At 60.7% G+C, this 26,655-nt stretch carries 22 protein-coding genes; 5 read left to right on the top strand and 17 right to left on the bottom strand.

The genetic code is table 11. The features are described 5' to 3' along the window. Nucleotides 1–24: 24 nt before the first annotated feature. The 11 genes from KEM63_RS08300 to KEM63_RS08345 all read right to left on the bottom strand — a co-directional run bounded on the left by KEM63_RS08300 (nt 25) and on the right by KEM63_RS08345 (nt 11,536). Nucleotides 25–1,218: a polysaccharide pyruvyl transferase family protein gene (locus KEM63_RS08300; RefSeq protein WP_223650616.1), complete on the bottom strand. Its 1,194-nt coding sequence runs from the start codon at nt 1,216–1,218 to the stop codon at nt 25–27. A gap of 1 nt (nt 1,219) precedes the next feature. Next, the gene (locus KEM63_RS08305) at nt 1,220–2,536 is read right to left on the bottom strand and encodes a flippase (protein WP_223650618.1); all 1,317 of its coding nucleotides are present in this window, start codon (nt 2,534–2,536) and stop codon (nt 1,220–1,222) included. Nucleotides 2,537–2,808: 272 nt separating this feature from the next. Beyond that, nucleotides 2,809–3,912: a nitroreductase family protein gene (locus tag KEM63_RS08310; RefSeq protein ID WP_223650620.1), complete on the bottom strand. Its 1,104-nt coding sequence runs from the start codon at nt 3,910–3,912 to the stop codon at nt 2,809–2,811. A 290-nt stretch (nt 3,913–4,202) separates the two neighbouring features. After that, on the bottom strand, nt 4,203–6,407 hold the full coding sequence (locus KEM63_RS08315; RefSeq protein ID WP_223650621.1) for a xanthine dehydrogenase family protein molybdopterin-binding subunit: 2,205 nt from the start codon (nt 6,405–6,407) through the stop codon (nt 4,203–4,205). Continuing rightward, nucleotides 6,404–7,390, bottom strand: coding sequence for an FAD binding domain-containing protein (locus KEM63_RS08320; RefSeq protein WP_223650624.1), 987 nt, complete (start codon nt 7,388–7,390; stop codon nt 6,404–6,406). The genes KEM63_RS08315 and KEM63_RS08320 overlap by 4 nt, the downstream gene beginning before the upstream one ends. Further along, the gene (locus KEM63_RS08325; RefSeq protein WP_223650626.1) at nt 7,387–7,935 is read right to left on the bottom strand and encodes a (2Fe-2S)-binding protein; all 549 of its coding nucleotides are present in this window, start codon (nt 7,933–7,935) and stop codon (nt 7,387–7,389) included. The genes KEM63_RS08320 and KEM63_RS08325 overlap by 4 nt, the downstream gene beginning before the upstream one ends. Nucleotides 7,936–8,015: 80 nt before the next feature. After that, nucleotides 8,016–8,678, bottom strand: coding sequence for a nucleotidyltransferase family protein (locus tag KEM63_RS08330; protein ID WP_423747778.1), 663 nt, complete (start codon nt 8,676–8,678; stop codon nt 8,016–8,018). Next, entirely contained in the window at nt 8,635–9,600 is a 966-nt protein-coding gene (locus KEM63_RS08335; protein ID WP_223650630.1) for an XdhC family protein, read from the bottom strand. The genes KEM63_RS08330 and KEM63_RS08335 overlap by 44 nt, the downstream gene beginning before the upstream one ends. Nucleotides 9,601–9,881: 281 nt before the next feature. Beyond that, nucleotides 9,882–10,985, bottom strand: a complete 1,104-nt coding sequence (locus KEM63_RS08340; RefSeq protein WP_223650632.1) for a phospholipase D-like domain-containing protein — start codon at nt 10,983–10,985, stop codon at nt 9,882–9,884. Between the two features lie 77 nt (nt 10,986–11,062). Further along, nucleotides 11,063–11,149, bottom strand: a complete 87-nt coding sequence (locus tag KEM63_RS17055; RefSeq protein ID WP_158023955.1) for a small membrane protein YohP — start codon at nt 11,147–11,149, stop codon at nt 11,063–11,065. 123 nt (nt 11,150–11,272) lie between these two features. Next, the gene (locus KEM63_RS08345; RefSeq protein WP_223650634.1) at nt 11,273–11,536 is read right to left on the bottom strand and encodes a PepSY domain-containing protein; all 264 of its coding nucleotides are present in this window, start codon (nt 11,534–11,536) and stop codon (nt 11,273–11,275) included. 237 nt (nt 11,537–11,773) lie between these two features. Here KEM63_RS08345 and KEM63_RS08350 point away from each other — a divergent pair, with 237 nt between their 5' ends. Next, nucleotides 11,774–12,736, top strand: coding sequence for an SdiA-regulated domain-containing protein (locus tag KEM63_RS08350; RefSeq protein ID WP_223650636.1), 963 nt, complete (start codon nt 11,774–11,776; stop codon nt 12,734–12,736). Between the two features lie 15 nt (nt 12,737–12,751). On the opposite strand, the gene KEM63_RS08355 is transcribed toward KEM63_RS08350, so the two are convergent. Both KEM63_RS08355 and KEM63_RS08360 read right to left on the bottom strand, forming a co-directional pair. Beyond that, nucleotides 12,752–14,857 (bottom strand): hybrid sensor histidine kinase/response regulator, encoded by a 2,106-nt coding sequence (locus KEM63_RS08355; RefSeq protein WP_223650638.1) that lies wholly within the window; start codon nt 14,855–14,857, stop codon nt 12,752–12,754. Next, entirely contained in the window at nt 14,850–16,346 is a 1,497-nt protein-coding gene (locus tag KEM63_RS08360; protein WP_223650640.1) for an ATPase domain-containing protein, read from the bottom strand. Before KEM63_RS08360 ends, KEM63_RS08355 begins: the two co-directional genes overlap by 8 nt. 585 nt (nt 16,347–16,931) lie before the next feature. On the opposite strand from KEM63_RS08360, the gene KEM63_RS08365 reads away from it, so the two are divergent. After that, nucleotides 16,932–17,186 carry a hypothetical protein gene (locus KEM63_RS08365; protein WP_223650641.1) on the top strand — a complete coding sequence of 85 codons (255 nt, stop codon included), beginning with the start codon at nt 16,932–16,934 and terminating at the stop codon, nt 17,184–17,186. 76 nt (nt 17,187–17,262) lie between these two features. Here KEM63_RS08365 and KEM63_RS08370 read toward each other — a convergent pair whose 3' ends face one another. Further along, nucleotides 17,263–17,580 (bottom strand): DUF6482 family protein, encoded by a 318-nt coding sequence (locus KEM63_RS08370; protein WP_223650642.1) that lies wholly within the window; start codon nt 17,578–17,580, stop codon nt 17,263–17,265. Nucleotides 17,581–17,596: 16 nt separating this feature from the next. Beyond that, the gene (locus KEM63_RS08375) at nt 17,597–18,307 is read right to left on the bottom strand and encodes an SDR family NAD(P)-dependent oxidoreductase (protein WP_223655846.1); all 711 of its coding nucleotides are present in this window, start codon (nt 18,305–18,307) and stop codon (nt 17,597–17,599) included. A 281-nt stretch (nt 18,308–18,588) separates the two neighbouring features. On the opposite strand from KEM63_RS08375, the gene KEM63_RS08380 reads away from it, so the two are divergent. Then, nucleotides 18,589–19,689, top strand: a complete 1,101-nt coding sequence (locus tag KEM63_RS08380) for a glycosyltransferase family 2 protein (protein ID WP_223650643.1) — start codon at nt 18,589–18,591, stop codon at nt 19,687–19,689. A gap of 419 nt (nt 19,690–20,108) precedes the next feature. Then, entirely contained in the window at nt 20,109–22,598 is a 2,490-nt protein-coding gene (locus tag KEM63_RS08385; RefSeq protein WP_223655847.1) for a PAS domain-containing protein, read from the top strand. Nucleotides 22,599–22,628: 30 nt separating this feature from the next. On the opposite strand, the gene KEM63_RS08390 is transcribed toward KEM63_RS08385, so the two are convergent. Together KEM63_RS08390 and bktB are read right to left on the bottom strand one after the other, a co-directional pair. Then, on the bottom strand, nt 22,629–23,777 hold the full coding sequence (locus tag KEM63_RS08390; protein ID WP_223650644.1) for an acyl-CoA dehydrogenase family protein: 1,149 nt from the start codon (nt 23,775–23,777) through the stop codon (nt 22,629–22,631). A 96-nt stretch (nt 23,778–23,873) separates the two neighbouring features. After that, nucleotides 23,874–25,061, bottom strand: coding sequence for a beta-ketothiolase BktB (bktB, locus tag KEM63_RS08395; RefSeq protein WP_223650645.1), 1,188 nt, complete (start codon nt 25,059–25,061; stop codon nt 23,874–23,876). A gap of 215 nt (nt 25,062–25,276) precedes the next feature. Here bktB and gdhA point away from each other — a divergent pair, with 215 nt between their 5' ends. Then, entirely contained in the window at nt 25,277–26,614 is a 1,338-nt protein-coding gene (gdhA, locus tag KEM63_RS08400) for an NADP-specific glutamate dehydrogenase (protein ID WP_223655848.1), read from the top strand. Nucleotides 26,615–26,655: the final 41 nt, after the last annotated feature.

Here is a 26,655-nt window from a genome sequence, read left to right on the forward strand (position 1 = left end):
GCGCGTGCTATTGCGTCAGAGTTTTCAGGCCGGCTTCGGTTCCCCTTTGACAGACACCGTCCGGCCCACCCGGCAGGCGTCCATCACGGAAAACACTTCGCTCCACATTTCGCGCGACCGCTCCTTGAGCATCGCGGAATGCTCCGACAGCTGAGACGCCAGCTGCGCATGGCGTTGCGGGTCGGTGATGGTGTCCAGCGCTGCTGCGAGCTCGGCGTCCGAGATATTGATGTCCAATACCCCCTCCTCGAATCCGTAATCGGCAAACAGCATCCGGTACTTGTGACTCCATCCGGTTGCCAGCGACGGCACGCCCTGTGAGAGCGCGCTGACCAGACCATGGAAGCGGCTCCCCACAGTGCCCTGGCACTGCCCGAGGATCCCCTTGATCTTCAGCGGGTCGGCCTCGGTAAGAATCGGCAGGCCGCCCGCCGCTTCGGCAATCTCCCGCGCCAGGCGATGATCATCTTCCCCTTCGTGCACCAGCAGGAACGGTTTTGCGCCGCGCTCGTCAAGCATCTTCGCTGCCCGCTGCATGAACGGAACATACCCGCCGGCGACCGAACCGGTGGTCTTGTCGAGCATGCGGTAATTGGGAACAAGACATACTCGATGAAGCTCGGCATCGAAGCTGTCCGGCACTACACCTTCAACCAGGTTGGTAAAGTCCGGGCACAGGCGAATCTTGTCCATCTCGCCGACCACGCCGGTCAGATGCTGATAGGAGATAGTCTCGCGTGCGTAGATCAGGTCGCACTGGTCGACAAACGCCTTCACCGCCTCTCTGCTGCGCTGACTCTCGAACGGACCAAACGCCTGAGGCAAGAGGATCACCTTGGTGCCGCGCGCTTTCCAGCGGCGAGATGAACGTGCCAGCTCTTCGGACAGCTCAGGGCCCCATTGATCGCTGTAGGCGAAACCGGCCGCGTCGAGTACCACGTCGATCTCGCTGTCCAGCACCACCCCGTACTGCTCCCGCAGGCCGGTTGGCACGAAACGCGCCAGGTCACCGAAGGCGATGCCTTTGCGCCATAGCCAGGCCTTCTGATACAGGCCCAGCTCGGAGCGCTTCGCGTAAGGATAGGGGCTGCCCGGACGGCCAGGCTCCATGACGCGCTTGGCGGCTGGATAGCGCTTGGCCAGTTGCTGCAATACGGCGTGGAGCATCAGCTCCGCCCCCTTGTTGACGAATCCGGCCTTTCTGATCTCTACATACATATTATCCACTCCTGAATCGTCGAATTTGTGCGGGCACGCTTATCACAGCGTGTAGACAGATGCTGCGCGTCATCATCCTGAATACTTCACGGGTTTTCGCAGAAAGCAGCAGACTGAAATAACTGGCGATCGAGTATGAAATGAGCGTCGCGAGCGCGGCACCGACGATGCCGTGCGACTGAATGAGCCAGTAGTTCAAGGCGATATTGCTCAGAGCACCCAGACCCTGGGTGATCAGAGAGAAGATGAACACCTCTTCCAGAATGATCCACTTGCTGAACAGCGCCCGCATGAACACGAAGATCGACGCGAATATGTGGATCGACAGCACGGCGGCGGCCGGTGAATAGGCGTCCCCGTACAAGACTGCGATGATAATGTCGGAGAAGAACCAGACGAATACCGAGAGACACAGGGCGCTGAAGAACAACAGATCAAACAGGAGCTGGAGGAAACTGTTGAACTTGCTTTTATCACCATGGCTCACATCGATAATCTTGGGAAAGATGGAGGCCATCACCACCTGAGGAAGTATGTACCAGGCTTCAGACAGCTTGGCTGCAGCGGCGTATTGACCGACCGCTTCGTCGCCCAACATGTGCTGCAGCATGATCTGATCGACCTTGAGGTAGATCACCGCAGAGAGCGAGCCAAGAAAAATCAGGAAGCTTTTGCCCAGCAGCTCCTTGCTGAGCTGCCATGAAAAGTCGAATCGAAAGTCACGCTTCAATTGAAAGGCGAAAAACAACAACAGGACGACCGTTATGACAATGATCGACACGTGGGCAGCTGCCACCGCCACCAGACCAAACCCTGCGACGGCCAAGCCGATTTTCAACAGTGCGCCGCTGAGCTGGCCGATCATTCCAGCCACGGCCGCGTATTTGGCTTTGACCTTCGACTGGAACCAGTCGTTAAGCATCTCGAATGGTGTGAACAGCAGCATGATGCCCACGAGCGGCAGCACCGCCATTCGATGATCCTCGCCACTGAGCCAGACAACCAGCATCACGCCATAGGCGAGCAGCGCAGAACAGACTTTCACGACGAACACGGACGATAAAATGCGGTTCTCTATTTCGGGCCGCACACGCAACTCTTTGACCAGCAAGCCGGTCATGCCCATGTGGCAGACGATCTGCAGCAGCGCCACCAGCGAAAGCGCGTAATTCAGATAGCCGAAATCGCCAGGGCCGAGGTATCGAGCGACGACCATGGTTGCCGTCAAGCCGGCGGCGAGCATCAACACTTTATCGAGCAACAGCCAGCCGGAGTTGAAAACGTACCGACGTACTTCGCTGATCTTTCCTTTACTCATGCTTCATCCGTAGCAAGTGCGCTCGTGACCCTGTTGTTCAGGCCACATCACGTGATATGCACGCGTTGCTCCGCGGGCTCGACCCTCGCAACGCTCTGCACGGGCACCAATGAGAGACGCTGATTCACCGTGCGGCAGCTGTTGTGCTTTCCCAGCCCAGCACTTGCAGACAGGGTCGAGCGGGCAAAAGTTCAACCAGGCAGTGACCATCGCGCCGCACCGAGGCTCAAGAAATTCGCACCGGTACGGCCCAGGACGGCAAAGGCGGTGCTTCACACCGAACTGGATTCTGGCCTGCCGTAGGCACGCACCTGTTCCAGCGAGAGCTTCTGGGAAAAGGGAATCATGCCCTCACCGGCGGCGTATCCCAGCGAGATGAACATGACGATGCGCTCATCTGCTGCGAGGTTCAGTTCCCTAGCGGCTGCGGCTTCTCTTTCCGGGATATCAGGCCAATTGATCGAACAGGAGGAGATGCCCTGGGTCTGCAGGGCGAACATGAACGACATCGCGGCCAGCGCGCCGTCGATATAGATGACGTGCCGATCTCGGACATGCGGATAGGCGCGGAGCTGGCCTACTACAGCGACGATAGCCGGAAAATTGTGGTTGAAGCCGGCAACGCCCATTGGCAGCTCTGAAACCCGAGCAATGTCGTCAGGCTCGTCGAAGATCATGAAACGGTAGGGCTGGCGGTTGCACGCACTCGGCGACTGAACGGCCGACAGCACCGCGTTATCGATGAGATCCCGCGGTACGGGACGTGGCTGATACCAACGTACCGAGCGGCGCTGCATGGCCAGCGAATGAAAATCCTCATAGCTGATGGCCGGCGCCGAGTCCCCTGCCGCAAACGGCACAAGCTCGGCGTCGGTCTGGCGAACGTTTTCGCAACGAACCGGAGGCGGCCCCGCACGCTCGAAGCGTTGCCGAGCGGCGTCGATCACTGGATGGCTGGCAGTGGCTTCGAAATATGCAGCCAGCACATCGTGCGCCCAGCAAACCTCGTCCGCGCTCCCCGTCGTCCGCGAGCATTCGTACGCCACCACCGCGTCATCGACATAGTCCAGCGCGAAGACATCCTTGCGCGGCTGCATGATCAGACCCTTCTCCAGGCGGTGCACTGCACGCCTCAGAAAGTAATTGGTGGCGTCGGCCCCCTGCCGATTTTCGACATGGCGTAGATGACCCACTACAACCGCCCGAGCTTCGCGGTCGAAGGCATCGGAGAAGAACGCGAAATGAACTCTGCGCAAAAAACTCGACGCAGTCAGCGCACGCAGCAACTGGACGGAAGACCTGTCGCGTGCGCGTTTCAGATGCTCAATGGCTTGCCCGGGGAGTAGCCGACGGGCCAACGATTTGAATTTGCTCATGGATTCCTGTTTCCACTACCGCCATGCGACCGCCCTACCCGCCGCGGGGTAGGAGTTGATCTTGATTGCAACGCCGTAGATGGCGGGTAGGCGCATCAATTTATGCGAGGCGATACCCTGTTCAAACAATGACTTATGTGACGACTCGGACCACTTCTGATGGAAATGATTCCTCCCCATCACCGTCCGCTGGACCAAGCGTGATGGGCGTCACATTTCCAGCCGGCGACGCTGGGGGCCGCTGAGTGCCCTCATCGGCCCCAGGCAGCGACGTCAGGGCTGCACGACGCTCAGAGCAGCTTGTCCATAGTGATCGGCAGATCTCGCACCCGCTTGCCAGTGGCGTGGTAGACCGCGTTGGCGACCGCGGCTGCCACCCCGACGATCCCGATCTCCCCTACCCCCTTGGATCCGAGTGCATTGACCACCTCGTCATGTTCTTCGACGAACAGCACATCCAGCTCACCGATATCGGCATTGACCGGCACGTGGTATTCGGCAAAGTTGTGATTCATGTAACGACCTAGCTGGTGGTCTATCTGGGTTTCCTCGTGCAGCGCCATGCCGATACCCCATACCAGGCCACCAACAATCTGATTGCCGGCGGTCTTCGGGTTGACGACCCGCCCCGCTGCCACGGCGCTGACGGCCCGACTGACCTTGACCGTGCCGAGCAGCTCGTCAACGCGTACCTCGACGAAGACGGCCGAATGAGTGGCGGTTGAATACCCGTCACGCTCCTTGCCCGGCTCGGCATCGACTTCCGCTTCAAGCGCGCCGCTGGCGGCTATGATCTGCTCGAGAGAAATGGCCGCGTCCGGCCGGCCTTTGGCACGCATCATGCCATCGCTGAATTCCAGTTCGTCCAGCGGGACGCCGGCAAACGGCGAGGCCGGCGACTGCTGCGCGGCATCGAGCAGCTTCTGATGGAGCGCCTCGCAGGCCTGCTGCACAGCAGTGCCGACTGACGACACGGTAGCCGAGCCGCCTTCAAGTGGCGCCTTGGACAGACTGGAATCACCCAGACGGAAGTCGACCTGTTCCATCGGCAGACCCATAGCCGCAGCGGCGATCTGCGTCATGACCGTGTAGGTACCGGTACCGATGTCAGCCGTTGCACTGCTCACCACCAGCTTGCCACCGGGCTCCAGCCTGGCCTTCGCGCTGGCCGGCATCTGCATCGCCTCCCACACGCCTGTACACATGCCCCAGCCGATCAGTTTGTCGCCGTCGCGCATGCTGCGCGGTTCCTGCGAGCGGCTGTACCAGCCGAAGCGTTCGGCGCCCTGTTCATAGCATTCGCGCAGCGCCTTGCTGGAGAACGGCTTGTCTTCGTTCTGATTGCGCTCTGCATAATTCTTCAGGCGAAACGCCAGCGGATCCATCCCGACCGCGTAGGCCATCTCGTCCATGGCGCACTCCAGCGCGAACACGCCTATGGCCGCCCCAGGGGCACGCATATCAAGCGGCGTGTACACATCCAGAGGCACCAGCCGGTAGTCCAATGACACGTTGGGACATTGATAAAGCATCCCGGACCACTCGACTTCGTGTTCTGTAAAATCCTCGAAACGCGAGGTCTGTCCGATGGCCTGATGGGTCAATGCCTGAAGCGTCCCGTCTGCGGCAGCTCCGAGCGACAGCCGCTGAACCGTCCGCGGGCGATAACCGAAGGTGAACATCTGCTGCCGCTTCAGCGTAACCCGCACCGAACGCTTGAGCTTGAGGGCAGCCATCACCGCCATCGGCAGTTGATATTGCGGTCGCAATCCAGAGCCGAAGGCTCCCCCCACGAAGGGCGAAATGATGCGTATGCGGCCCTGCATACCAAAAACCCCTTCGAGATAGTGCATACAGTTCTGCACACCCTGGGTCTTGTCATAGATTTCCAGCGCGCCATCGCCCAGGTAATGCACCGTCGATGCATGCGGCTCCATCGGATTGTGATGTTCGACCGGCGTGCTGTATTGCACATCCACACGGAACGCGGCGCTGCCCAGCGCTGCAGCTGCATCACCCCTGGGATCGGGCAGCTCGGCGGGAGCCGGATGACTCTGCTCGAGTGCGGCCATGAGGTCGGTCTGATGCGCTTCGGCTTCGTAGCGCACCTGAATCAGGCTGCCAGCGTAGCGGGCCAGCTCCAGATCATCGGCGACGACCAGGGCAATCGGCTGCCCGCTGTAGAGGACGCGATCATCGAACAGAGGACGGAATGGCGAGCCTTCCGCGGCGTCTTCGTCCTCGTAAGGTTCGTCATAGCTGGCAACAGGCGGTCGGTTTTCATGCGTCAACACCAGTTGCACGCCCGGTACGGCTTCGGCTGCACTGGCATCGATGGACAGAATGCGACCGCGAGCGATCGTGCTGTTGACTACGCCGCCGTACAGCAGATCGGGCAGATGAAACTCGCCCGCATAGCGGGCCTGGCCGGTAACCTTGAGCGGGCCGTCCACCCGGCAGACAGGCTGCCCGAAGGGCGATGTCGAAGTGGTCATTTAGCGCCTCCCTTGGCCGCGTCGTTCAGCGCACGGACGATGGCTCGGCGAGCCAGATCGATCTTGAAGGTGTTGTCAGCAAATCCGACCGCCCCCTGCAACAGGATGTCGGCGGCAGCTTCGAATGACGCATCGCCAGCGCGCTTGCCCACCAGGGCCGCTTCGGCCTGTGGATCACGCCAGGGTTTGTGCGCTACGCCGCCCAGAGCGATACGTGCACCGCGAATGCTGTCGCCGTCAAGGTCCAGCGCAGCGGCGGCTGAGACGATAGCGAACGCATAGGAGGCGCGGTCGCGCACCTTCAGATACGCACTGTGATTCGAAAAGTCCTCGGGCGGCAGCTCAATCGCGGTGATCAGCTCGCCGTCGAGCAGAGTATTGTCACGCTCGGGATGTTCGCCCGGCAGGCGGTGAAACCCACCCATCGGGAGCGTGCGTTTGCCTTGGGGACCCTGTACATGGACCGTGGCTTCCAGCGCGGCCAGCGCAACGCACATGTCGGAGGGATGCACGGCGATGCATTCCTCGCTGTGTCCGAGAATGGCGTGCATGCGATTGAGCCCCTTACGTGCGCCGCAGCCGGTACCCGGCTCGCGCTTGTTGCACGGCGCGGTGCTGTCATAGAAATAGTAGCAACGCGTGCGTTGCAGCAGATTGCCCCCGGTAGTAGCCATGTTGCGCAGCTGCGCGGAGGCACCGGCCAGAATCGCCTGGGAGAGCAGCGGATAGCGCTCTTCGACAGCCGGATGCCAGGCCAGATCCGAATTACTCACCAGCGCTCCAATGAGCAGCCCGCCTGCGGCCGTCTCCTCGATGCCTCGAAGCGGCAACCGAGTGATATCGATCAGCTGTGTCGGCCTCTCGACGTTTTCTTTCATCAGGTCGAGAAGATTGGTGCCGCCAGCGATGTACCGGCTGTCCGGGTGAAACAGGCGAATGGCTTCGTCGACCTGCTCCGGACGTGCGTAGCTGAACGGGTTCATCGATTCACCTCCCGGTCCGATCCGGCGGTTTTAGCGGCGAGTCTCGCTCGGGTCTCGGGCATTGCTGACTCGATGGCGCTGAGAATGTTCGGGTAGGCACCGCAGCGGCAAAGATTGCCACTCATCTGCTCGCGGATCGCGTCGGAGTCATGTGCACGATCTTCGTTGACCATGCCGACCGCAGAACAGATCTGACCTGGCGTGCAATATCCGCACTGGAATGCATCGTGCGACACGAAGGCTGCCTGCATGGGATGCAACGCGTCTCCTTCAGCCAGTCCTTCGATCGTGGTGACGGTCGCGCCGTCAACCATCACAGCCAGTGTCAGGCAGGCGTTGATGCGCACCCCATCGCGCAACACCGTACAGGCGCCACACTGACCGTGGTCGCAGCCCTTCTTGGTGCCGGTGAGTGCCAGCTGTTCGCGCAGCAGATCGAGTAACGTGGTCCAGGGCAGGACGTCGAGCTCTCGGCGTTCGCCGTTCAGATCGAACGCGATGGAGCAGGCGGAAGCGTCCGTCCCGCTTGGTTGGTGTTTCATCATGACGGCCTCACGGTTGGCTTTAGCTGTTTTGCCTTCCCTGGGCTGACTAAGGGCTAGGACCCCTGGGGTGTCCGGTATGTTCAACCGGCGCCGTTGCTCGCTGGCATGCTGCGGCGGTCATCGGGCGTGTCCACGTCCTGCACTATGCCGGGATCATCCACAGCCAGCTCCACGACCTGCTCGGCATTGGCAAACAGCGCCTGCGCCCCGGTGTCGCCATGCAATTCCAGGAGCGCAGCCCAATGCACGGTCCCGATCCCGCGCGGATGACCCGCCTGCCCGCCGAATGTCGGCACCACCAGACTGGTCTCATCTATCGCACCGGCCACCTTCGACAGCGTGCTCTCTTTCACGTAAGGCATATCACCCAGTGCGACCAGCCAGCCCCGGCGCGCCGGATAGCGCTCGACTGCCTGAGCCAGACTATCGCCAAGCCCGTTGCTGTGTACCGCGAAGACTTCTGCTTTCAGCGCAGGAGCATAGGTGTCCAGCCAGTCACGCAGCGGACGGTTGTCCGCACGGACCACCACGATTGTCCGCTCTGCTACGCCGCGCAGGGCGCTGAGCGTGGCAGCCAGTACTGGCGGCGAGGCGATATCGTCGAAACAGGGGGCCAGCAGTTTGTCTTCGCCTGCCTCGGCGCGATAACGGCTACCCTGGCCTGCAGAAAGCACCAGTGCGCACACACCTTCGCTGGAGTCAGGCACACTGCAACGCCTGCGTAGAGACCTGACGCAGGCCATTGCGTACCGCCACCACTTCGGCCATCAGCGACAACGCAATCTCGGCAGGCGTGCGACTTCCGATGGGCAGGCCGATTGGGCCATGCAGGCGGCCTACCTGAGCTACGCTCAGGCCAAGCTCGACCAGCCGCGCGCGCCGCTTGTCGTTGTTGCGACGCGACCCCAGTGCGCCCACGTACAACGCGTCGGAGCGAAGCGCATTCAACAGCGCGAGATCATCCAGGACCGGATCATGCGTCAGTGCGACAACAGCCGTGCTGGCGTCCGGATGAAAACGATCGACCACATCGTCGGGCATCCCCTCGATGAACTGCACGTTTTCAGTTGTCCAGTCGTGCTCATAGCCCGGCCGGGGATCGCACACGAATACCTCGAATCCGAGGCCGCCCGCCAGGCTCGCCACGTAACGCGACAGTTGCCCTGCCCCGATCAATAGCAGGCGCCAGGACGGACCGAAGGGGGCGAATAGCGTGGTGCCGTCAAAGTGCAGCGTCTGACTGCGCAGAGCCGACGTGAGCGTCACCTCACCCGTAGCGACGTTGACCCTGCGCATGACACGTTCGTGCCGTTTGCACCGGGACAGCAGATCGTCCAGCCAATCGGTATCGGTAATGGACTCACGCAACAGACGCACCGTGCCCCCGCATGGCAAACCGAACCTGGCGGACTCTTCCTGGCTGACGCCATAGCTGATAAGACGGCTGCCGCCCGCAAGGGTCTCGGTGCTACGCAGCAAATCGTCTTCAATGCACCCGCCGGACACCGACCCTTCGACCAGGCCGTCACCGCGCAGCGCGAGCATGGAACCGGGCGGCCTCGGTGCGCTACCCCAGGTATCGATAACCGTGAAAAGATGGACGTCATGGCCGTCATGACGCCAGTCACGGGCGCGGCGTAGAACGGTTAGGTCGAGATGGTCCAAAGGGCGCCCCATAGCTGCAAGTGAACGTCAGTAGATCCTGTGACTGGAATGCATCGGCTGAGTTCGTATCCCACAGCCGCATCCGGATCCAGCAGCTATTCCGCCCGGGGTTGCCTTGGAGGAAGCGGTGTACGCCCGAAGAACCGGCGGTCGCCAGCGCAGGCAACCGGCACATTCACGCAATGGCGCGTGCCGGCCCGCATTCGCCGACGATCTATCGCTGGAAGCCGGAGTCGCTTTTGCGGCGGCGGGTGCGGTTGAGCGTCGGTATTGCACCCGGTTCAACGAACGGGACGACGGACCAGCAATGAGCCAATCGTGCGCCCGGCGAAATACAAGGCAGATTGTTCGACACGCTCGATGGTCGACCTTGACTGCCAGTCCGGAGCGGTCACCTGGCGAAAGGTCGTGCGGTAGGTGGCGAAAAGCTGGAGAAACTGGTCAAGGCACTCGCCATCATAGACCTGGATGTTTGCTTCCAGATTCCGGTTGGCGCCCCATACATCGAAGTTACAGGATCCGACGCTCACCCAATCGTCTATCACGGTAGCCTTGGCATGGAGCCTCTTGCTGTCGAGCTCATAAATCGTCACGCCCAGCTCAAGCGATGCGCCATACGCGCCACGCCCTGCTTCGCGTATGGAAACATGATCGGTCTTGGCCCCAGGCAGGAAGAGCTGGACATCAACCCCTCGAGAGGCGGCGCCGCGGAGCGCATCGAATACCGCTTTGACTGGAAGGAAATAGGGGGTAACCAACCACGCCCGTTCACGGGCTGCTTCGAGCCTTCGCACTACGTCGACGATCAGGCCACGGTGGGTTGAGCCAGAGGTATACGACAACTTTGCCCACCCTTCGCGGGTGTCGGGAATAAACCTAGCGCGGCAGTCCGGTTCAGGATGGACTGCACCACCTTCGAAGCGACGCCAGCGAAAATCAAACAGCGCTACGATGTCGGACACCACTGGACCAGTCACCCGGAGCATCAGATCGTGCCACTGCGAGCGGTTCTCGACCGGGTCCCAGAACCCGTCGGTGATGCAGGCACCGCCGATATAGGCGAGCCGCTCGTCAACGACGATTATCTTGCGGTGATCGCGCTTGAAATCATCCAGGCCCGGATTGGGAAACAGTTTATTGAAGATCCGCAGAGCGACCCCGCCGCGTTCCAGCCGCGCACGATCCTCCGCACACAGGTGCTGACTGCCGACGGCATCGAAAAGCAGTTCGACGCGGACCGATCTGGCCGCGGCATCACATAGTGCATTGATGAACCGGGTAGCATTGCGCCCGGACTCGACCAGATAGAGCTCGATCCTTACAGAATGAATCGCGGTCTCGATGTGTTGCAGCACGTCCGGAAAGAATTCGGTCCCCTCCTTCAAGAGCTGAAACGCATTGTCGCTCCGCCAGGGGAAGCGCCCTTCGGATGTTTCTGCGTTTTGGGCGGCGTGCGGCACCATCAGAAGATCAACATGAGCAATCCGATGATCACCAAAAGGCCTACGAGGAAGATAATGCCCACGGTGCTTGCGAGGAATTTCAACATTGTCTGGTCTCCAGGTGAATCATGCGAACTTGCGGCGTGCGCAGGACCGCATTCCTTCTCCCACGTCAACGAGCCGGGATGGCTTCCCTGGCTCGTTGATCAGGGCCTTACAGCGAGGGACGCTCAGTCCTCCTCGTCTTTCTCCACTTCGCCAGTCTTGCCGTTCAGGCGAAATTCGTAGTCCTTGCCGTCAGCCTTCTTCCCCTGACCTTCCCAGTTCTCGTCATCCGCTTCGATCTCGCGGATTTCCGTATAGCCGAGGCTGCGAGCCTTCTCGATAGCGTCTTCGATGGATATCCAGTCCTTACCTCCACCATCGGCAAACGCCTGACCGCCGCCGACGAGAAAGGCTGAACCCAGCACCGCAGTGAGAATTTGCTTTTTCATATCTAGTCCTCTTTTCAGTGGATACCCCCGGTAGAGTCCCTGACGGCAGGTGGGTTCACTCAATGACCGGGGATCCGTGTGAAGACCGCGGAACATCGCAGCATTCCGGCCATCGAAGAGATGCCACAGCGGCAGGCCAAGTGAGCTGTTGCAACCTTTTGGCAGTCCCCGTAACCAAAGCTTAACCATGCAGGCCTTATGGTGGCCGGTCCTTTGATCAATGCAGTTCAGGAATTCATGACTCGATCCCGCAAGCTCCTAATCGCCGTGCCCTGTCTCGCTCTGATTGTCATCATCGCTGCCGCCTTTGTGCGGCATCTGCATTGGGATCAACGCGTCTTCTACTGGTTCAGCACCATCAGCTTCGCGCCGTCTACGCCTTCCGAAGCCGTGGGGTTGGGTGACTTTGGCGCGACGATCGAAGCGAAGCGTATCGACGGCGTCGACGATAATCTGTCGGGCATCACGTTCGACCCGGAGCGTCAGCAATTGTGGGCAGTGGTCAACGCTCCGAGTCTGCTGCTGGGCATCAGCCTGGAGGGTGAGCTGTTGAGTCGCCACACCCTGGAGGGCTTTCATGACGTCGAAGGCGTGACGTACCTCGGCAACGATCGCCTCGCCCTGGTGGAAGAACGGCGCCAGACCATCATCGTCATGCCGGTTCCTGCGCTGTCAGGCGCGTTGAAGCGGGACGACTTCATTGACCTCCGGTTCGATCTCCACCCGGAAGAAAACAACGAATATGAGGGGCTGACGTACGACGCGATCGCCGACCGGCTGCTCATCGCAAAGGAGCGGGACCCGCTTCTGCTCTATCAGATCGGAGATTTCGCCGGGAAGGAACAGGATCGATTTGCTCTCGATGTGAAGGATGTGACGCACACCCAGGGTGGCGGAATCTTTCTCGATGATGTGGCAGGGCTAGCGTTTGATCCGCACACCTCGCACCTGCTCGCGCTCAGCCATGAATCGAGACTACTGGTAGAGCTTGACGGGCAAGGCGATGTCATCAGCTATCTGCTACTCGAAGCAGGTCATGCAAATCTGACTGCGGACGTACCCCAGGGAGAAGGTGTGACCCTGGACGATCAGGGGCGCCTGTATCTGGTGAGCGAACCGAACCTGTTCTACCGCTTCGAAAGGCCGCGTGCGGATGATAAAAACAGCACCAACGGCGCCGCGGCGGGTTCAGCTCGGTGACCCCCGCCTTGCCCGCTATCCGGTGCGACGGTCCGACTCGGTCGCGCCTGGACTGCTCTGATCGAGCATCTGCGCCACCCTGTTCGCCAGCACATCAAGGCTGAAGGGCTTGGTCAGGAGCTGCATGTGAGGCCCCAAAAAATCGGCCTGGGCGCGGGCACTTTCGGCATAGCCGGTGAGGAAGAGTACCGGCAGCCTTGGCCGCAACTGCTGGATGACTTCCGCCAATTGCCGACCGTTCATGCCTGGCAGGCCCACATCGGTGACAAGCAGATCGACCCGCTTCAGCGCGTGAAAGCATTCCAGCGCCTCATCGCCATCACGCGCTGCACACACTTCATAGCCCAGCTCTTCGAGTACTTCCTGATTAATCAAACGCACCGAGTCGTCGTCTTCGACCAACAGAATCGACTGTCCCTTGCCGGAGACCGTGATGTCTCCCGCCAGTCGCGTGGCGACTTCGAGCTTGGCATGCACCGGGAGGGACATCGACACAGTGGTCCCGACGTCCGGCACACTTTCGATGGAGAGTCGCCCGTTGCTCTGCTGAGCAAAGCCGTAGACCATGGACAGGCCAAGGCCCGTACCCTGGCCGATCGGCTTGGTCGTGAAGAACGGCTCCATTACCTTGTTCAGCACCTGCTCGGGAATGCCGCAGCCGGTGTCCTCGACATCAATACGGACTTCGCCCGGCGCCTCTGCGCCTGATAGCGGCGGGCTCAGCAGACGCGTTCGCACTACCAGGGTGCCGCCATCGGGCATGGCGTCGCGCGCGTTGATGACCAGATTGAGTACGGCATTTTCCAGCTGATTGGCGTCCGCCAGAATCCAGGGATCGTCCGGACACAGATCGAGCCGGAGGACGATCTGCTCAGACACGGTCCGCTGCAGCAGGTCTTTCAATGATGCGACGAGATGATTGATTGCCAGCGGCTTGGCATCCAGCGGCTGGCGCCTTGAAAAGGCGAGCAGCCGTTGAGTGAGTCCTGCGGCACGCTGGGCTGAGCTTGTCGCGGCGTCCATGAAGCGCTCGACGTCATCGGGCTTGCCACTGGCAAGGCGCATCCTGATCAGGTCCAGCGCGCTGATGACGCCGGTGAGCATGTTGTTGAAGTCATGAGCAATCCCGCCGGTCAACTGCCCCACCGCCTCCATTTTCATCGACTGGCGCAGCTGCGCTTCGGCACGGGCGCGTTCGTCGCTTTCGGTCCTCAACTTCTCAATGGCTTCATTGAGCTGGCGGGTACGCGCCTCGACCTGAATCTCAAGCTCCTCGTTGAAGCGGCGCAGAGACAGTTCTGCCCGCTTCTCCTCGTTGATGTCGAGCATGACCGAAGCCGCACCAATGATCTGACGCTCCTCGTCGTACAGAGGAACCGCGCTTACTCGCATCCACGATTCTCCACCGTCTTCCAACATGTGGCAGAAATCAACGCCGTTCGAGGGCTCACCCCGCAGCGCACGAGCCCCCGGAAACATGTGGGGCTCGAGCCTCTTGCCCGCCGAGTCCAGCGCAACCCAACGAGCGCTGATTTCCGGCTCGCTGGAGGGAATGCGATCGCTGGGCAGATACCGTCGATAGAGCGGGTTACTGATGACCGAGCGCCCATCGGCATCCATGAAACTGATGCCAACGGGGACGTTCTCCAACAGGATACGCAGCCTGCCTCGCTCCTCTGCGAGTTCGGCCAGACGGTCACGCATGTCGAACTGGCGTTCCCGGGAACCCCACGCAGCGGCCACCGCGCTGAGCAGGGATGCCGAGCTCAGCGGCCGTTCCAGCACGATGACGTAGCCAGCGGATCGTGGCAGCCGGCGCCGAGCTGTTTCGGTATCGCGCCCGGAACGGCCGTTGTTGGAAGCCAGCAAAATGATCGGGATGTCAGACCAGCTCGGTTGCCGAGCCAAGGCCTCACCCAGAACGCCGACGTCACCGAGCAGGGCTTCTTCGGTCAGCATTATCAGCCCGGTTCCGGCGCCGAGGGCAGCTGCCAGCGAAGAAAGGTCGGGGTGGATTTGCAGCGAGTACTTGTCCCCGAAAAGCTTGGAAAGACTCTCCACGTCTCCCTTGAAAGGCGCAACGACCGACAGCGTTTTCGCTTCTGCTTGTCGCTCAGCCACGCTGCCGCTCTTCCATCAGCGGGCGCTCCGCCCCGAAGTATTCGGGCGTTCCGGTCAGTACACCGCGGAAGTTCACCAGCGGCTCCCCGACACGCACACCCTGAGAGTCGATGCGCAACTCCCGGATACCGTCTTCGTGCGCTCCCGCACGGTGCTTGAGCACCGATATGGCCTTGCGCAACCGACCCTGCGCTTCGAAAAAGCGTATCAACACTACGGAATCGGCGACGTAGGAGATTTCCAGATTGGTAATCATCGAGCCCAGCAGACCATGTTGAGGGTTGATCAGAAAGGTGACCACCCCCCGCTGACTTAGGTACGACAGCAACTCGTGCATTTGCAGAATGAGTTGTTGTTCCTGCGGCATGGCTGCCATGTAGCCATTGAGGCTGTCCACGACGATCATGGCGCACTGACGCTTTTCTACCTCGGAGCGTACCCGCCATGCGAACTCCCCGGGCGAGATCTCTGCAGGGTCGATCTGCTGGATGGTCAGGTGGCCAGACTCCAGAAACTCGCTGAATCTCAAGCCCATGCTGTCAGCTCGGGCAATCAGCGTAGTGACACGCTCGTCGAACTCGTAAATCGTGCAGTTTTCGCCTCGAGCACACGCCGCTGCTACATAAACCAGCGAAAGCGTGGTCTTGCCTGCGCCAGCGGGACCGGTCAACAGCGTGCTGGTACCACGCATCGGGCCGCCGACCAGCAGGTCATCGAGTTCCTCGATGCCGCTCTTCACGGCTTCACCGGTAAACACCCCATGCTGACCGGCGGCGACCAGCCGCGGGTACACTTCGAGGCCGCCAGGGCGGATGGTGAAATCGTGGTACCCGGCGACGAAGTCGACGCCACGCAGCTTCTGTACCTGCAAGCGTCGCCGCGCTGCGCCGAAATCCAGCGTGAGCCGTTCGAGCGTTACCACGCCGTGACAGAGACTGTGGAGATGATTGTCGCGTTCGCCACCCGAGCCGGTGAGGTCATCGACCAGTAGAACCGTGATGTCCCGTCCGGCAAAATACTGTTTGAGGGCGAGCACCTGGCGCCGATAGCGCAATGGATCCTGAGACAGCAGACGCATTTCTGACAGGCTGTCGAACACTAGCCGCTTTGGCTGGAGGGCATCGACTCGCTCCTGGATGAGCTTGATCGTGTTGCCCAGCTCGGCTTCCCAGGGATGCAGAATCGACTGCTCGTAGATTTCGCCGAGCGCCTCGTTCGTGGAAGCGAACTCGAAGAGGTTGATGCCGTCCAGGGTCCAGCCGTGGGAGGCAGCGACGCTCTCGAGCTCCTCTGCAGTTTCCGAGAGAGTGATATATAGAACCGGCTCGCCGGCGGCGACGCCCGTCATCAGGAACTGCAGTCCTAACGTCGTCTTGCCCGAACCTGGCGTTCCTTCAAGCAGATAGAGTCTGTTGCTGGGAAGTCCTCCTTTGAGGATTGTGTCAAAACCAGCATTACCTGTCGAAACGATCGGGCGCGATGAAACCATGTACTACCTCGTGCAGGAAATTTCGTACCGCCGGGGCGGTGACTCCTTTGAGTCAGTATGAATCGGAGAATCCTGCCTCGCCACCGAATTTTCGGTTGGACGGCTTCGAGCTGGACGCTACCCATGCGCTCCAACGGACCAATCAGCAGCGGACGGTGCACCGGTGGAACGCTATTTCGAACACCAGAAAAGAAAAAACCCCGCCGAAGCGAGGTTCTTTCAATATCTTGTTCATCCCTGAGGCTCGTCCATGACGCCCTGGCCAATCCCTGAACCAGCTTTACTGCTTCGTCCCTGATCATCCATGATGGGCATGCTCCCTGCCGCCCCCGCTTCGATCCATCTCCGCCGGCATCCTGCCTTGCTCCTGCATGACCAATATTAGGCAGTCCCCTGGTTCGGCAAAAGAGTCGTTTGCCGTCACGCCGTGTAAGCGATTGCCTACAGCGCGCTCGACCGATGGAAAGAACCACGCATAGTTGATGCCGTTGGTCGAACTCCCGCCCCGAGACATTGTCTTTGTGATAAGCGCGCACGGTTCGCACTGAACCGTTTCGCTTCGTGAAACCAATATGGGAGTCGCACATGATCGGACTAAAAAAATGGATTGCCCCTGCCGCTATCGTGCTTGGCGCGCTGAGCATCGCTGCATGCGATGTGGAACAGACTGAGGAAGGCAGCATGCCCGAAGTGGATGTTTCGGCAGAAGGTGGCAACATGCCGGAGTATGACGTTGAAACCGCCGATGTTGACGTAGGTACCAAAGAAAAGACTGTTGAGGTCCCCGACGTAGACGTCACCATGCCGGATGAGCAGGAAGAGCGGCCCGAACAACCCTGATCGCTCTCGCTTCGGGCGCCATCGTCAGGCGCCCGAGGCGTTCTCTCCAGGCACCCTCCCCGCCCAATGAGCCCCTCTACCACGCGGATGTGAGCGATATAGGCACACGTAACGGTTCGACCGGACCCTGCCGCACACCGCACATCTCATCATGCACCACATGCTGTACCAGTACGCAGCGGAGCTCCGGTACAGAATCTGGAATGTCCCTCAGTAGATCGCGCAGTTGGGTAGCAGAACGTAGATGCATTGGCTTGCCACGCTCATCGAGCAAGGTATGAAAGCGGTCCTGCGTCCGCGCTCGTACTAGATAGATGCCCCCTTCGAGCGACAACAGTTCCAGCTCCGATATCTGCCTTGCCAAGGCCTGGCGGATGAGTTCCTTGATCTTCATGACATATGTCCTCGATTCACCAGGGCAGGCGTTCGCCGCTGTAGGAGAAAAAACCGCCACTGTCCTCGACTGAACAGCCGTCGACCACCGCGAGCAACTCGGCTGCCGCCTGCGCAGCAGGACGTGCGTTCGCCGCCCCCCGAAAGGGCTCCGAGAGTTTCGACACTACCGTACCCGGGTGCAGGCACAGCAATCTGGCTTGCGGCCGCTGCCTGGCCAGCTCGATGGCCGCCGTTTTCACCAGCATATTCAATGCCGCCTTGGACGCTCGATAGGCATACCATCCGCCGAGACGGTTGTCCTCGATGCTGCCCACTTTTGCAGACAGCAGCGCCATGACGCCTGCCGGATGTAGTAACGGCAGGCAGTGCCTGAGTATCATCGCCGGACCGAGCGCGTTGATCTGAAACACTTTCTGCAGGGTCTCGGGGTCAACTGCAGAGAGCGATTTCTCAGGCCGCACACCGTCCCCATGAAGGATGCCTGTGGCGAGGATGATCAGATCATAGGGCGCCTGCGCGCGCAGACTCTGCGCCAACGAAGCGATACTCTCGGGGCGCTCCAGGTCGAAATCCGGATAAGTCCGCCGGTCGACCTTCGTCACCCCCGTGCATGCCGGGTCACGGTCAAGCTGATCACAAAACGCCCCGCCCAACGCGCCGCTTCCGCCGATCACCAGCGCTCTGTAGGCGTCGCCAAACGATCTCAGTTGAACCATGCGATACATCACCTCAAATGGCCTGCGAAGTGCCATGGACCAGTCCAGGCGAAGCAGACCGGCAGGCGATGAGCATCCGCAATTTTCTGCCGGAGCACAAGCGAGCGCGGAAGGGTAAATGTATCGGGGTTTCGCCGGTGTCAGCCAAGACGGCCAGTCATACGGTTGACGATTTATTGAACCAAGGCGGGAACCGCCCGCGGTGTGGCGTGATCTGAGCGATGTTTGAAAATACATCGACAGCCGGAAGCCGCCTTGTCGTCAAGGATATCTCTGCAAGGAATATGGGCATGAGCAAAGTGTTCGCTGTAGTACTCACCTACAACCGCAAGGAATTGCTGAAGCGCTGCCTCGACGCGATTTATGCTCAAACGCGCCCATGCGACGGAGTCATAGTCATCGACAATGCCAGCACGGACGGCACCGAGGACATGCTTCGACAGGAGCATTCTCCTTTTTTGAAAGTCTATGCGCTTTCAAAGAATATCGGCGCTTCGGGTGGCTTTAATGCCGGCTTCAGGATTGCTTACAAAAACGGCGCAGACTTCGTCTGGATGATGGACGACGACGTGATTCCCGAGCCGGACGCGTTGCTGCGGCTGGAAGAGGCAGACGCGTTACTCCAGCGTGAAGAGATTGATCGGGCGTTTCTGGTATCGACCGCGTTTACCGAAACCGGCTTGATAACCAACACGCCGGATGTCGATGACCGCGCCAACTCGATCGGCTACCCGGCCTGGCCACAGCTTGTACAACACGGCCTGCTACCTGTGCGCAGAGCCACCTTCGTATCCATCCTGGTACCACGCCAAACACTACAGGAGCATGGCCTGCCTCTGGCTTCGATGTTCATCTGGGGCGAGGATACAGAGTACACGCTGCGGGTGACCCGGCAGGTGCCCGGCTTCATGGTCGGGGCGAGTCGTGTGCAGCATCTGCGCCAGGAAAGCGGCTCGATCAATATCTTCGCCGAAAGCAATCCCAACCGCATCCGCTATCATCGCCACCTGATCCGCAATGAAATGTTCGTCACGCGCAAGTACGCCAAACGCCGCCGGGCGTTCATGACGACGCTGCGCCAGTGGAAGGTCATGACGAAACTGCTGTGCCTTCGCGAATTCGAAAAGGCAGCAGTGGTTTTTCGTGGTGTATGGGAAAGTCGTGGATTCCGCCCGAGAAAGGAAGCGGCAGACGCTCCTATCGAAACACTGGGCGTTTCTGTGCGTTACTTCTCCCCTGCCGCAGATCCTCAGGCAGGTTTGGCATTCGAGGGGAGCAGCAACCGCCGAGCGGCCGAACGCGCCCTCCGGCTCGTCCCGTCAGATATCGATTCGATGCTGTCATCCGAGGATCGCGACGAAGCAGCTTCGCTCTGCCAGCGCGAATTCTGAGCGTGCAACCAGGCTACGGCTTCCCTGCCCGCCTGGCGGAACTTGCGATCCTGCCATTGCACACTAACGTAACCGCATAGCGCCGACGCGTTTCGAGCTGCTCGCATGTCATGTATGGTGTGCGGGTTGCATGACTCGTTTCTACCGGTCGCCGGCTTGATCCAACGCTTGCGCTCGCGATAGTGGACGGGCAGGACGGCCGCGATGGTCCGTTGCAACGGTAGTGATGCGAGCCTGCCGGCTCATACAGCGGTGCCAGAACCTCTCCTCCGACGCAGCCCAGGATGGTGCCAGCGGTGGGATCAGCGAGCCTTTGTGAAGGACATATCTTGGAAGATGACGCTCAACACGTTCCAGCGAATAGCGCCAACGGGCCTGGAGCTCGCGGGCCTGAGCATCGCGCTGATCAGCCCTCTACCCTGTCCCACGACGCGTTAAGCGGCGTTCATGACCTCAGGGAGCGTTATCAACTCGTCGCGCAGGTGACCAACGACGCGATCTGGGACTGGGATCTCGTCTCCGGGCACGTCCGATGGAACGAGGAGCTGGAGCGTGCATATGGTCACCCGCTCGGTTCTATCGAGCTGACGGGTGAGTGGTGGGTGGCTCAGATTCATCCGGCCGATCGCGAACGCGTCGTCGCCTCGGTACAGGGAGTGATACAGGGCAGCGTCTCCGGCTGGACGGATGAGTACAGATTCAGGCGCGCGGACGGCTCCTACGCGGATGTGCTCGACCGCGGCCAGGTAATACGAGACGGCGCAGGTCGCGCGCTGCGCATGATTGGCGCCATGCTCGACCTTACGCAGATGCGCCTCGCCGAGGCGGCGCTGCGCAAGAGTGAAGAGCGTTTTCGCACCATTCTGGAGTCCATCGAGGCGGCCTTCGCCATCGTCCAGGTCAAGTTCGATGAGCAAGACAAGCCGGTCGATTACCGTTTCGTCGAGGTCAATCCCGCATTCGTACATCAGGCTGGCGTCGATCTGCACGGCAAATGGGTCACCGAATTTGCTCCGCAGCTTGAGCAGTCCTGGTTCGAGCTGTATGGCAAGGTCGCCAAGACCGGCGAGCCGGCCAGCTTTGAGAACTACGCCGAGGCCTTCTCGCGCTGGTTCGACGTCCGCGCCGTGCGCGTCGGCGATCCTGACGAACGTCAGATCGCGATCATTTTTCATGACATAACCGAGCGGCGAAACGCGCAGGAGCGCTTACGCAAGAGTGAACTGCTGGCACGCGACTCGGCAGAGCGCGTCCAGCTCGCACTCGCCGCCGGTGCGATCATCGGAACCTGGCATTGGGACCTGCCGAACGACCGCTTCACCGTCGATGAAGGCTTCGCCAATGCCTTCGGCCTCGATCCCTCACTGGGGCATGACGGGCTGAGCCTGGAGCAGGTCGTCGAAACCGTGCATCCGGACGACCGTACCGGCCTGATGGAAGCCATCAACGAGGTCATTGCCCGCGGCGGCGCATATGCCCATCAGTATCGAGTCCGCCGCTCTGACGGCCTGTATTACTGGATCGAAGCCAATGGCCGTGTCGAGCACACCGCCGACGGCGTTCCAATCCGATTTCCCGGCGTGCTGCTGGATGTCGAAGAGCGGCGCGCCGTCGAAGCCGAACGCGACCGGGCGCTGGCAGCCCTCAGGGCACTCAATGACACGCTGGAGCAGCGGGTAGCCGAGCGAACCAATGAACTGATGCAGGCAGAAGAGAAGCTGCGTCAGTCGCAGAAAATGGAGGCCGTCGGTCAATTGACCGGGGGTCTCGCACATGACTTCAACAACCTGCTTGCCGGGATTTCCGGCGCGCTGGAGCTCATGGCCAAGCGCGTTGCCGACGGACGCACCGGCGAGCTCGGCCAGTACATCGTCGCCGCTCAGGGGGCCGCTCGACGGGCGGCATCGCTGACCCACCGACTGCTGGCGTTCTCGCGCCGGCAAACGCTCGACCCGCGCCCAACCGATACCAACGCACTGATCCGCGGAATGCTCGAGCTGATCCAGCACGCGGTGGGACCTGGCATTACCGTCAATGCCAACGCAGCAGACAATCTCTGGACAACCCTCGTCGATCCCGGTCAGCTTGAAAACTCCCTCCTCAACCTCTGCCTGAACGCCCGGGACGCGATGCCCAGTGGAGGCCGGATCACCATCGCCACGCACAACAAGGTCATCGACGCAGCCGACGCCGAAGCGTTAGATGTTCCGGCTGGCGACTATCTTCTGATCTGCGTCATCGATACTGGCATCGGCATGCCGCCAGACGTTGTAGCTCGGGCGTTCGACCCGTTCTTCACCACCAAGCCCATTGGTCAGGGGACCGGCCTCGGACTGTCTATGATTTACGGTTTCGCCCAACAGTCCGGCGGTCAGGTTCGGATCGACTCGACACCCGGTGAAGGCACCACCATCTGCCTGTATCTCCCGAGACATGAAGGCGCTGTCGAAACGGTAGAGGGTCTGGCGGAGATGTCGCCATCCGCGTACTCGGACGCCGGCGAGACGATTCTCATCGTCGACGACGAGCCAACAGTTCGAATGCTGCTTCGGGAAGCACTCGGTGATAACGGCTACACCCTCATCGAGGCGGCAGACAGCGTCGCTGGTCTCAAGCTGCTCCGTTCTGACGTGCACATTGATCTGCTGATTACCGATGTCGGCTTGCCAGGTGGCATGAATGGCCGCCAAATGGCCGACGCCGGGCTGGAAGTACGGCCGGACCTGAAGGTGTTGTTCATCACCGGGTACGCCGAGTCCGTGGTGTTTGGCAGCAGCAACCTGCCTTCGGGCATGCAGGTGCTGACCAAGCCCTTCGCCGTCGATCTGCTGTCTGCCCGTGTGCGTCAGATGTTGACGACGGTGCCTGACGACCTGCCGACAGAGCCTGCCTTGACCCCTGCGCCCTGATACCAGCCCGGCACCGCTTCGCCGGGTAGATCAGGTGCGTCCGAGGATCGATCTGGCAATGATCTCCTTCATCACTTCGGAGGTGCCGCCGTAGATCCGCTGCACCCGGGCGTCGGCAAACGCACGTGAGATGGGATACTCGCTGCAGTATCCGTATCCACCAAACAACTGCAGACATCCGTCCGTGACGCGACACTGCATTTCAGTCGCGCTGTACTTGGCCATCGAGGCGGTAGGCGCATCCAGCTCTCCCTCCTCGTACTGCCCGATGCATTGCTCGACGAAAGCCGCGTTGATCCGGCACTCGGTCTCCATGCGGGCGATCTCGAAACGGGTGTTCTGCAGCGCTGACAGCTTCTGATCGAACAGCTGGCGTTCCTGCACGTAGGTGACAGTAAGATCCAGCGCACCGCGCGCAGCGGCCACCCCCAGCGCGCCGATCATCAGACGTTCGCGGGGCAGTTCCTGCATCAAATAGACGAACCCCCGCCCCGCCTCACCCAGCAGTGCCGAGGCCGGCACCCGCAGATCCGCAAAAAACAGCTCCGAAGTATCGCCGCAATGTTGTCCGATCTTGTCAAGGTTGCGACCGCGACTGAACCCGGGCAACGACGCATCAACCAGGAACAGACTGATGCCTTTCGCCCCCGCGGACGGGTCGGTTTTTGCGGCGACGATCACCAGATCGGCGTGCTGGCCGTTGGTGATAAAGGTTTTCGAGCCATTGAGCACGTAGCTTTCGCCGTCGCGTACTGCGCTGGTTCGGATCGCCTGAAGATCGCTCCCCGCCCCGGGTTCGGTCATGGCAATCGCGCCGACGGCTTCGCCTGACGCCATCCGCCGCAGCCAGTGCTGCTTTTGCGCCTCGGTACCCAGATGATTCAGGTACGGAGCGACAATATCCGAATGCACCATCAGATTGGTCGCCAGCGCACCGAACCCCAGCCGGGCCAGCTGCTCGCCGACCACCACCGAGTACCTGAATGGCGCAGCACTGCCGCCGTACTCCTCCGGCAGGTCGACACATAGCAGACCGGCCTCACCCAGCGTGCGCCATAGTGCTCGGGGCACGATGGCCGCCTGCTCCCAGGCGTCGTAATGGGGTGCAACCTCGGCTTGCAGGAGCCGGGTCACGGTATCGCGGAACAGCTCCAGCTCTTGCGTACTTGCTGACTGCATCAGAACCCACTCCTGCTTGAACCAGACATCGACACGCGGCTCCTCGACACCGCCGGAATCCGCGCACTTTGGATTCATAAAACGAGTGACAGAGCGCTAGGCAAGTCGCTCGATCATCAGGGCGATGCCCTGACCACCGCCGATGCACATGGTGATCAAACCGTAGCGACCGCGTATGCGGTCGAGCTCGGCCATCGCCTTGATGATCAGAATTGAACCTGTCGCACCAACCGGATGCCCCAGGGCGACAGCGCCGCCGTTGGGATTGACCTTCTCTGCCGGTAGCTTCAAGGCCCGGCTGACAGCCAGGGCCTGTGCGGCGAAGGCTTCGTTCGATTCGATCACGTCGAGATCACCTACCGTCAGGCCGGTTGTGGCCAACAGTTTCTCGACCACCGATATCGGGCCCAGGCCCATGACGCCGGGGTCGACCCCACAGAAGGCATAACCGACCAGCCGGGCCCGTGTGTTCAACCCGCGACGTTTCGCTTCGTCTGCGCTGGTCAGCACCAGCGCCGCAGCACCATCGTTGATGCCTGAGGCATTTCCAGCGGTCACCAGACCGTCCTGCATGAAGGCTGGCTTCAGCTTGCCGAGGCTCTCGACGGTGGTGTCCGGACGTACATGCTCGTCGGTATCGAAGAGGAACTCCTTGCGGCCCTGCTTTACTGGAACGGGCACGATCTGGCTCTGGAAGTGACCACCGGCTATGGCCCGGCCCGCACGCGACTGGCTCTGCGCTGCAAAGGCGTCGAGTTCGGCTCGAGTCAGCCCGTACTGTGCAGCGATACGTTCGGCGGTCATGCCCATATGGCCACTGCCAAACGGATCGCTGAGGATCCCCACGGTCATATCCACCGCGACGCCGTCTCCCATTCGCAAGCCGGTTCGTGCGTTCGGCAGCACGTAGGCACCCCGACTCATGCACTCGGTGCCGCCGGCCAGGGCGATGCGGCTGTCGCCGAGCAGAATCATCTGCGCAGCACTGATGACCGATTGAACTGCCGAACCGCAGAGGCGATTGACGTTGAGCGCCGCCGACCCGCTGGACATTCCTACATTGAGCGCGATATGTCGGGAGACATAGGCATCCTGGGGAGCAGTTGGAATGATGTGCCCGAACACGGCGTGATCGATGTCCGATGCGGGCACGCCGGCACGCTCGATGGCCGCGTTGGCTGCGAAGGTTCCGAGTTCCGCAGGGCTGAAGCCGCTGAGGCTGCCGCCGAAACTGCCGATCGCAGTGCGCGCTCCGTCAACGATGACGACATCTTTCAGATTCATCAGTTCTCTCTGTATCCGAGCGGGGCCGTGCCCCGTTTTTTTTATGGCTCTCGACGCCTTAGGCAGGTAGCCGCAACGGGGCGGTACGAAGCACCCTTGGTCCCGGCCCTGGTTCGCCTTGAGAGGTATAGCCTGCCGGAGCAGCGATCTGGCACGATAGCTCCCTTTGCCGGTCCATCGTCGTCCGGGTGCATTTACCGCCGAGAGTATATTCAATGTCCCTCACCCTGAAGTCCTGCCTTGAAAATATCAAGAATCGCGACCCGGACCAGCCGGAGTTCCATCAGGCCGCAGAAGAGTTTTTTACTTCCGTCTGGCCGTATCTCGAGCAACATCCGGTCTACCTCAATAGCGGCATCGTCGAGCGTCTCGTCGAGCCCGAACGGGTAATCATGTTCAGAGTGCCCTGGGTGGATGACCAGGGCCTGGTGCGGGTGAATCGCGGCTTCCGAGTCCAGATGAACAGCGCGATTGGCCCCTACAAGGGAGGCATCAGATTCCATCCTTCGGTGAATTTGAGCGTGCTGAAGTTTCTCGCCTTCGAGCAGGTATTCAAAAACTCGCTAACGACCTTGCCCATGGGCGGCGGTAAGGGTGGGTCGGATTTCAATCCAAAAGGGCGCAGCGATGGAGAAGTGATGCGCTTTTGCCAGTCGTTCATGACTGAACTGGCTCGACACATCGGCGCCGATCTGGACGTTCCGGCAGGGGATATCGGCGTGGGCGCGCGCGAGATAGGTTACATGTACGGCCAGTACAAGCGCGTGCGGAACGAATTTACTTCCGTCCTGACCGGCAAGGGTGTTTCCTACGGGGGAAGCCTGATCAGGCCGGAGGCGACGGGTTACGGCTGCGTCTATTTCACCGAAGAAATGCTCAAGGGCCGAAACCAAAGCGTCGAGGGCAAGCGTGTCGCCATTTCGGGCTCCGGCAACGTCGCTCAATATGCCGCACAAAAGGTCATCGATCTCGGCGGGATCGTCATTTCTGTCTCCGACTCAGACGGGACCCTCTACTTCGCGGACGGTATGACCGAAGGGCAATGGTCCGAACTGATGCGTCTGAAAAACGAGCAGCGCGGGAGGCTGAACGAGTTCGCCGGCACCGGCGCCCGATACCTGCCCCAACGCACTCCCTGGCATCTGACCTGTGACATCGCCCTGCCCTGCGCTACCCAGAACGAACTCGACGAAGCCGATGCGAAGCAGCTGCTCGATAACGGCTGCATCTGCGTGGCCGAAGGGGCCAACATGCCATCTACCCTTGAAGCCGTCGATTTGTTCCTCTCCCGGCGCATTCTCTTTGCGCCAGGCAAGGCATCGAACGCGGGGGGCGTGGCTGTCAGCGGGCTCGAAATGTCCCAGAACGCCATGCGGCTGCACTGGACTGCCGGAGAGGTGGATGAAAAGCTGCACGGGATCATGAAGTCGATCCATAACTCCTGCGTGCACTTTGGTGCGCAACCCGACGGATTCGTCAATTACGTGGCCGGGGCGAACATTGCGGGATTCGTGAAGGTCGCCGACGCGATGCTTGCGCAAGGAGTCGTCTGACTGACAGTCCCTTAGGGCGAGAACGCTCCTGGGGACTGTAA

It is taken from the genome of Halopseudomonas nanhaiensis, assembly GCF_020025155.1.
Taxonomy (GTDB): domain Bacteria; phylum Pseudomonadota; class Gammaproteobacteria; order Pseudomonadales; family Pseudomonadaceae; genus Halopseudomonas; species Halopseudomonas nanhaiensis.

Coding starts and splice junctions, on each gene's coding strand:
- KEM63_RS08310 (WP_223650620.1), bottom strand. CDS start 3,912: ATGAGCAAATTCAAATCGTTGGCCCGTCGGCTACTCCCCGGGCAAGCC.
- KEM63_RS08350 (WP_223650636.1), top strand. CDS start 11,774: ATGACTCGATCCCGCAAGCTCCTAATCGCCGTGCCCTGTCTCGCTCTG.
- KEM63_RS08360 (WP_223650640.1), bottom strand. CDS start 16,346: ATGGTTTCATCGCGCCCGATCGTTTCGACAGGTAATGCTGGTTTTGAC.
- KEM63_RS08380 (WP_223650643.1), top strand. CDS start 18,589: ATGAGCAAAGTGTTCGCTGTAGTACTCACCTACAACCGCAAGGAATTG.
- KEM63_RS08300 (WP_223650616.1), bottom strand. CDS start 1,218: ATGTATGTAGAGATCAGAAAGGCCGGATTCGTCAACAAGGGGGCGGAG.
- KEM63_RS08325 (WP_223650626.1), bottom strand. CDS start 7,935: ATGATGAAACACCAACCAAGCGGGACGGACGCTTCCGCCTGCTCCATC.
- KEM63_RS08320 (WP_223650624.1), bottom strand. CDS start 7,390: ATGAACCCGTTCAGCTACGCACGTCCGGAGCAGGTCGACGAAGCCATT.
- gdhA (WP_223655848.1), top strand. CDS start 25,277: ATGTCCCTCACCCTGAAGTCCTGCCTTGAAAATATCAAGAATCGCGAC.
- bktB (WP_223650645.1), bottom strand. CDS start 25,061: ATGAATCTGAAAGATGTCGTCATCGTTGACGGAGCGCGCACTGCGATC.
- KEM63_RS08345 (WP_223650634.1), bottom strand. CDS start 11,536: ATGAAAAAGCAAATTCTCACTGCGGTGCTGGGTTCAGCCTTTCTCGTC.
- KEM63_RS17055 (WP_158023955.1), bottom strand. CDS start 11,149: ATGTTGAAATTCCTCGCAAGCACCGTGGGCATTATCTTCCTCGTAGGC.
- KEM63_RS08370 (WP_223650642.1), bottom strand. CDS start 17,580: ATGAAGATCAAGGAACTCATCCGCCAGGCCTTGGCAAGGCAGATATCG.
- KEM63_RS08305 (WP_223650618.1), bottom strand. CDS start 2,536: ATGAGTAAAGGAAAGATCAGCGAAGTACGTCGGTACGTTTTCAACTCC.
- KEM63_RS08365 (WP_223650641.1), top strand. CDS start 16,932: ATGATCGGACTAAAAAAATGGATTGCCCCTGCCGCTATCGTGCTTGGC.
- KEM63_RS08330 (WP_423747778.1), bottom strand. CDS start 8,678: ATGGCCTGCGTCAGGTCTCTACGCAGGCGTTGCAGTGTGCCTGACTCC.
- KEM63_RS08315 (WP_223650621.1), bottom strand. CDS start 6,407: ATGACCACTTCGACATCGCCCTTCGGGCAGCCTGTCTGCCGGGTGGAC.
- KEM63_RS08390 (WP_223650644.1), bottom strand. CDS start 23,777: ATGCAGTCAGCAAGTACGCAAGAGCTGGAGCTGTTCCGCGATACCGTG.
- KEM63_RS08375 (WP_223655846.1), bottom strand. CDS start 18,307: ATGTATCGCATGGTTCAACTGAGATCGTTTGGCGACGCCTACAGAGCG.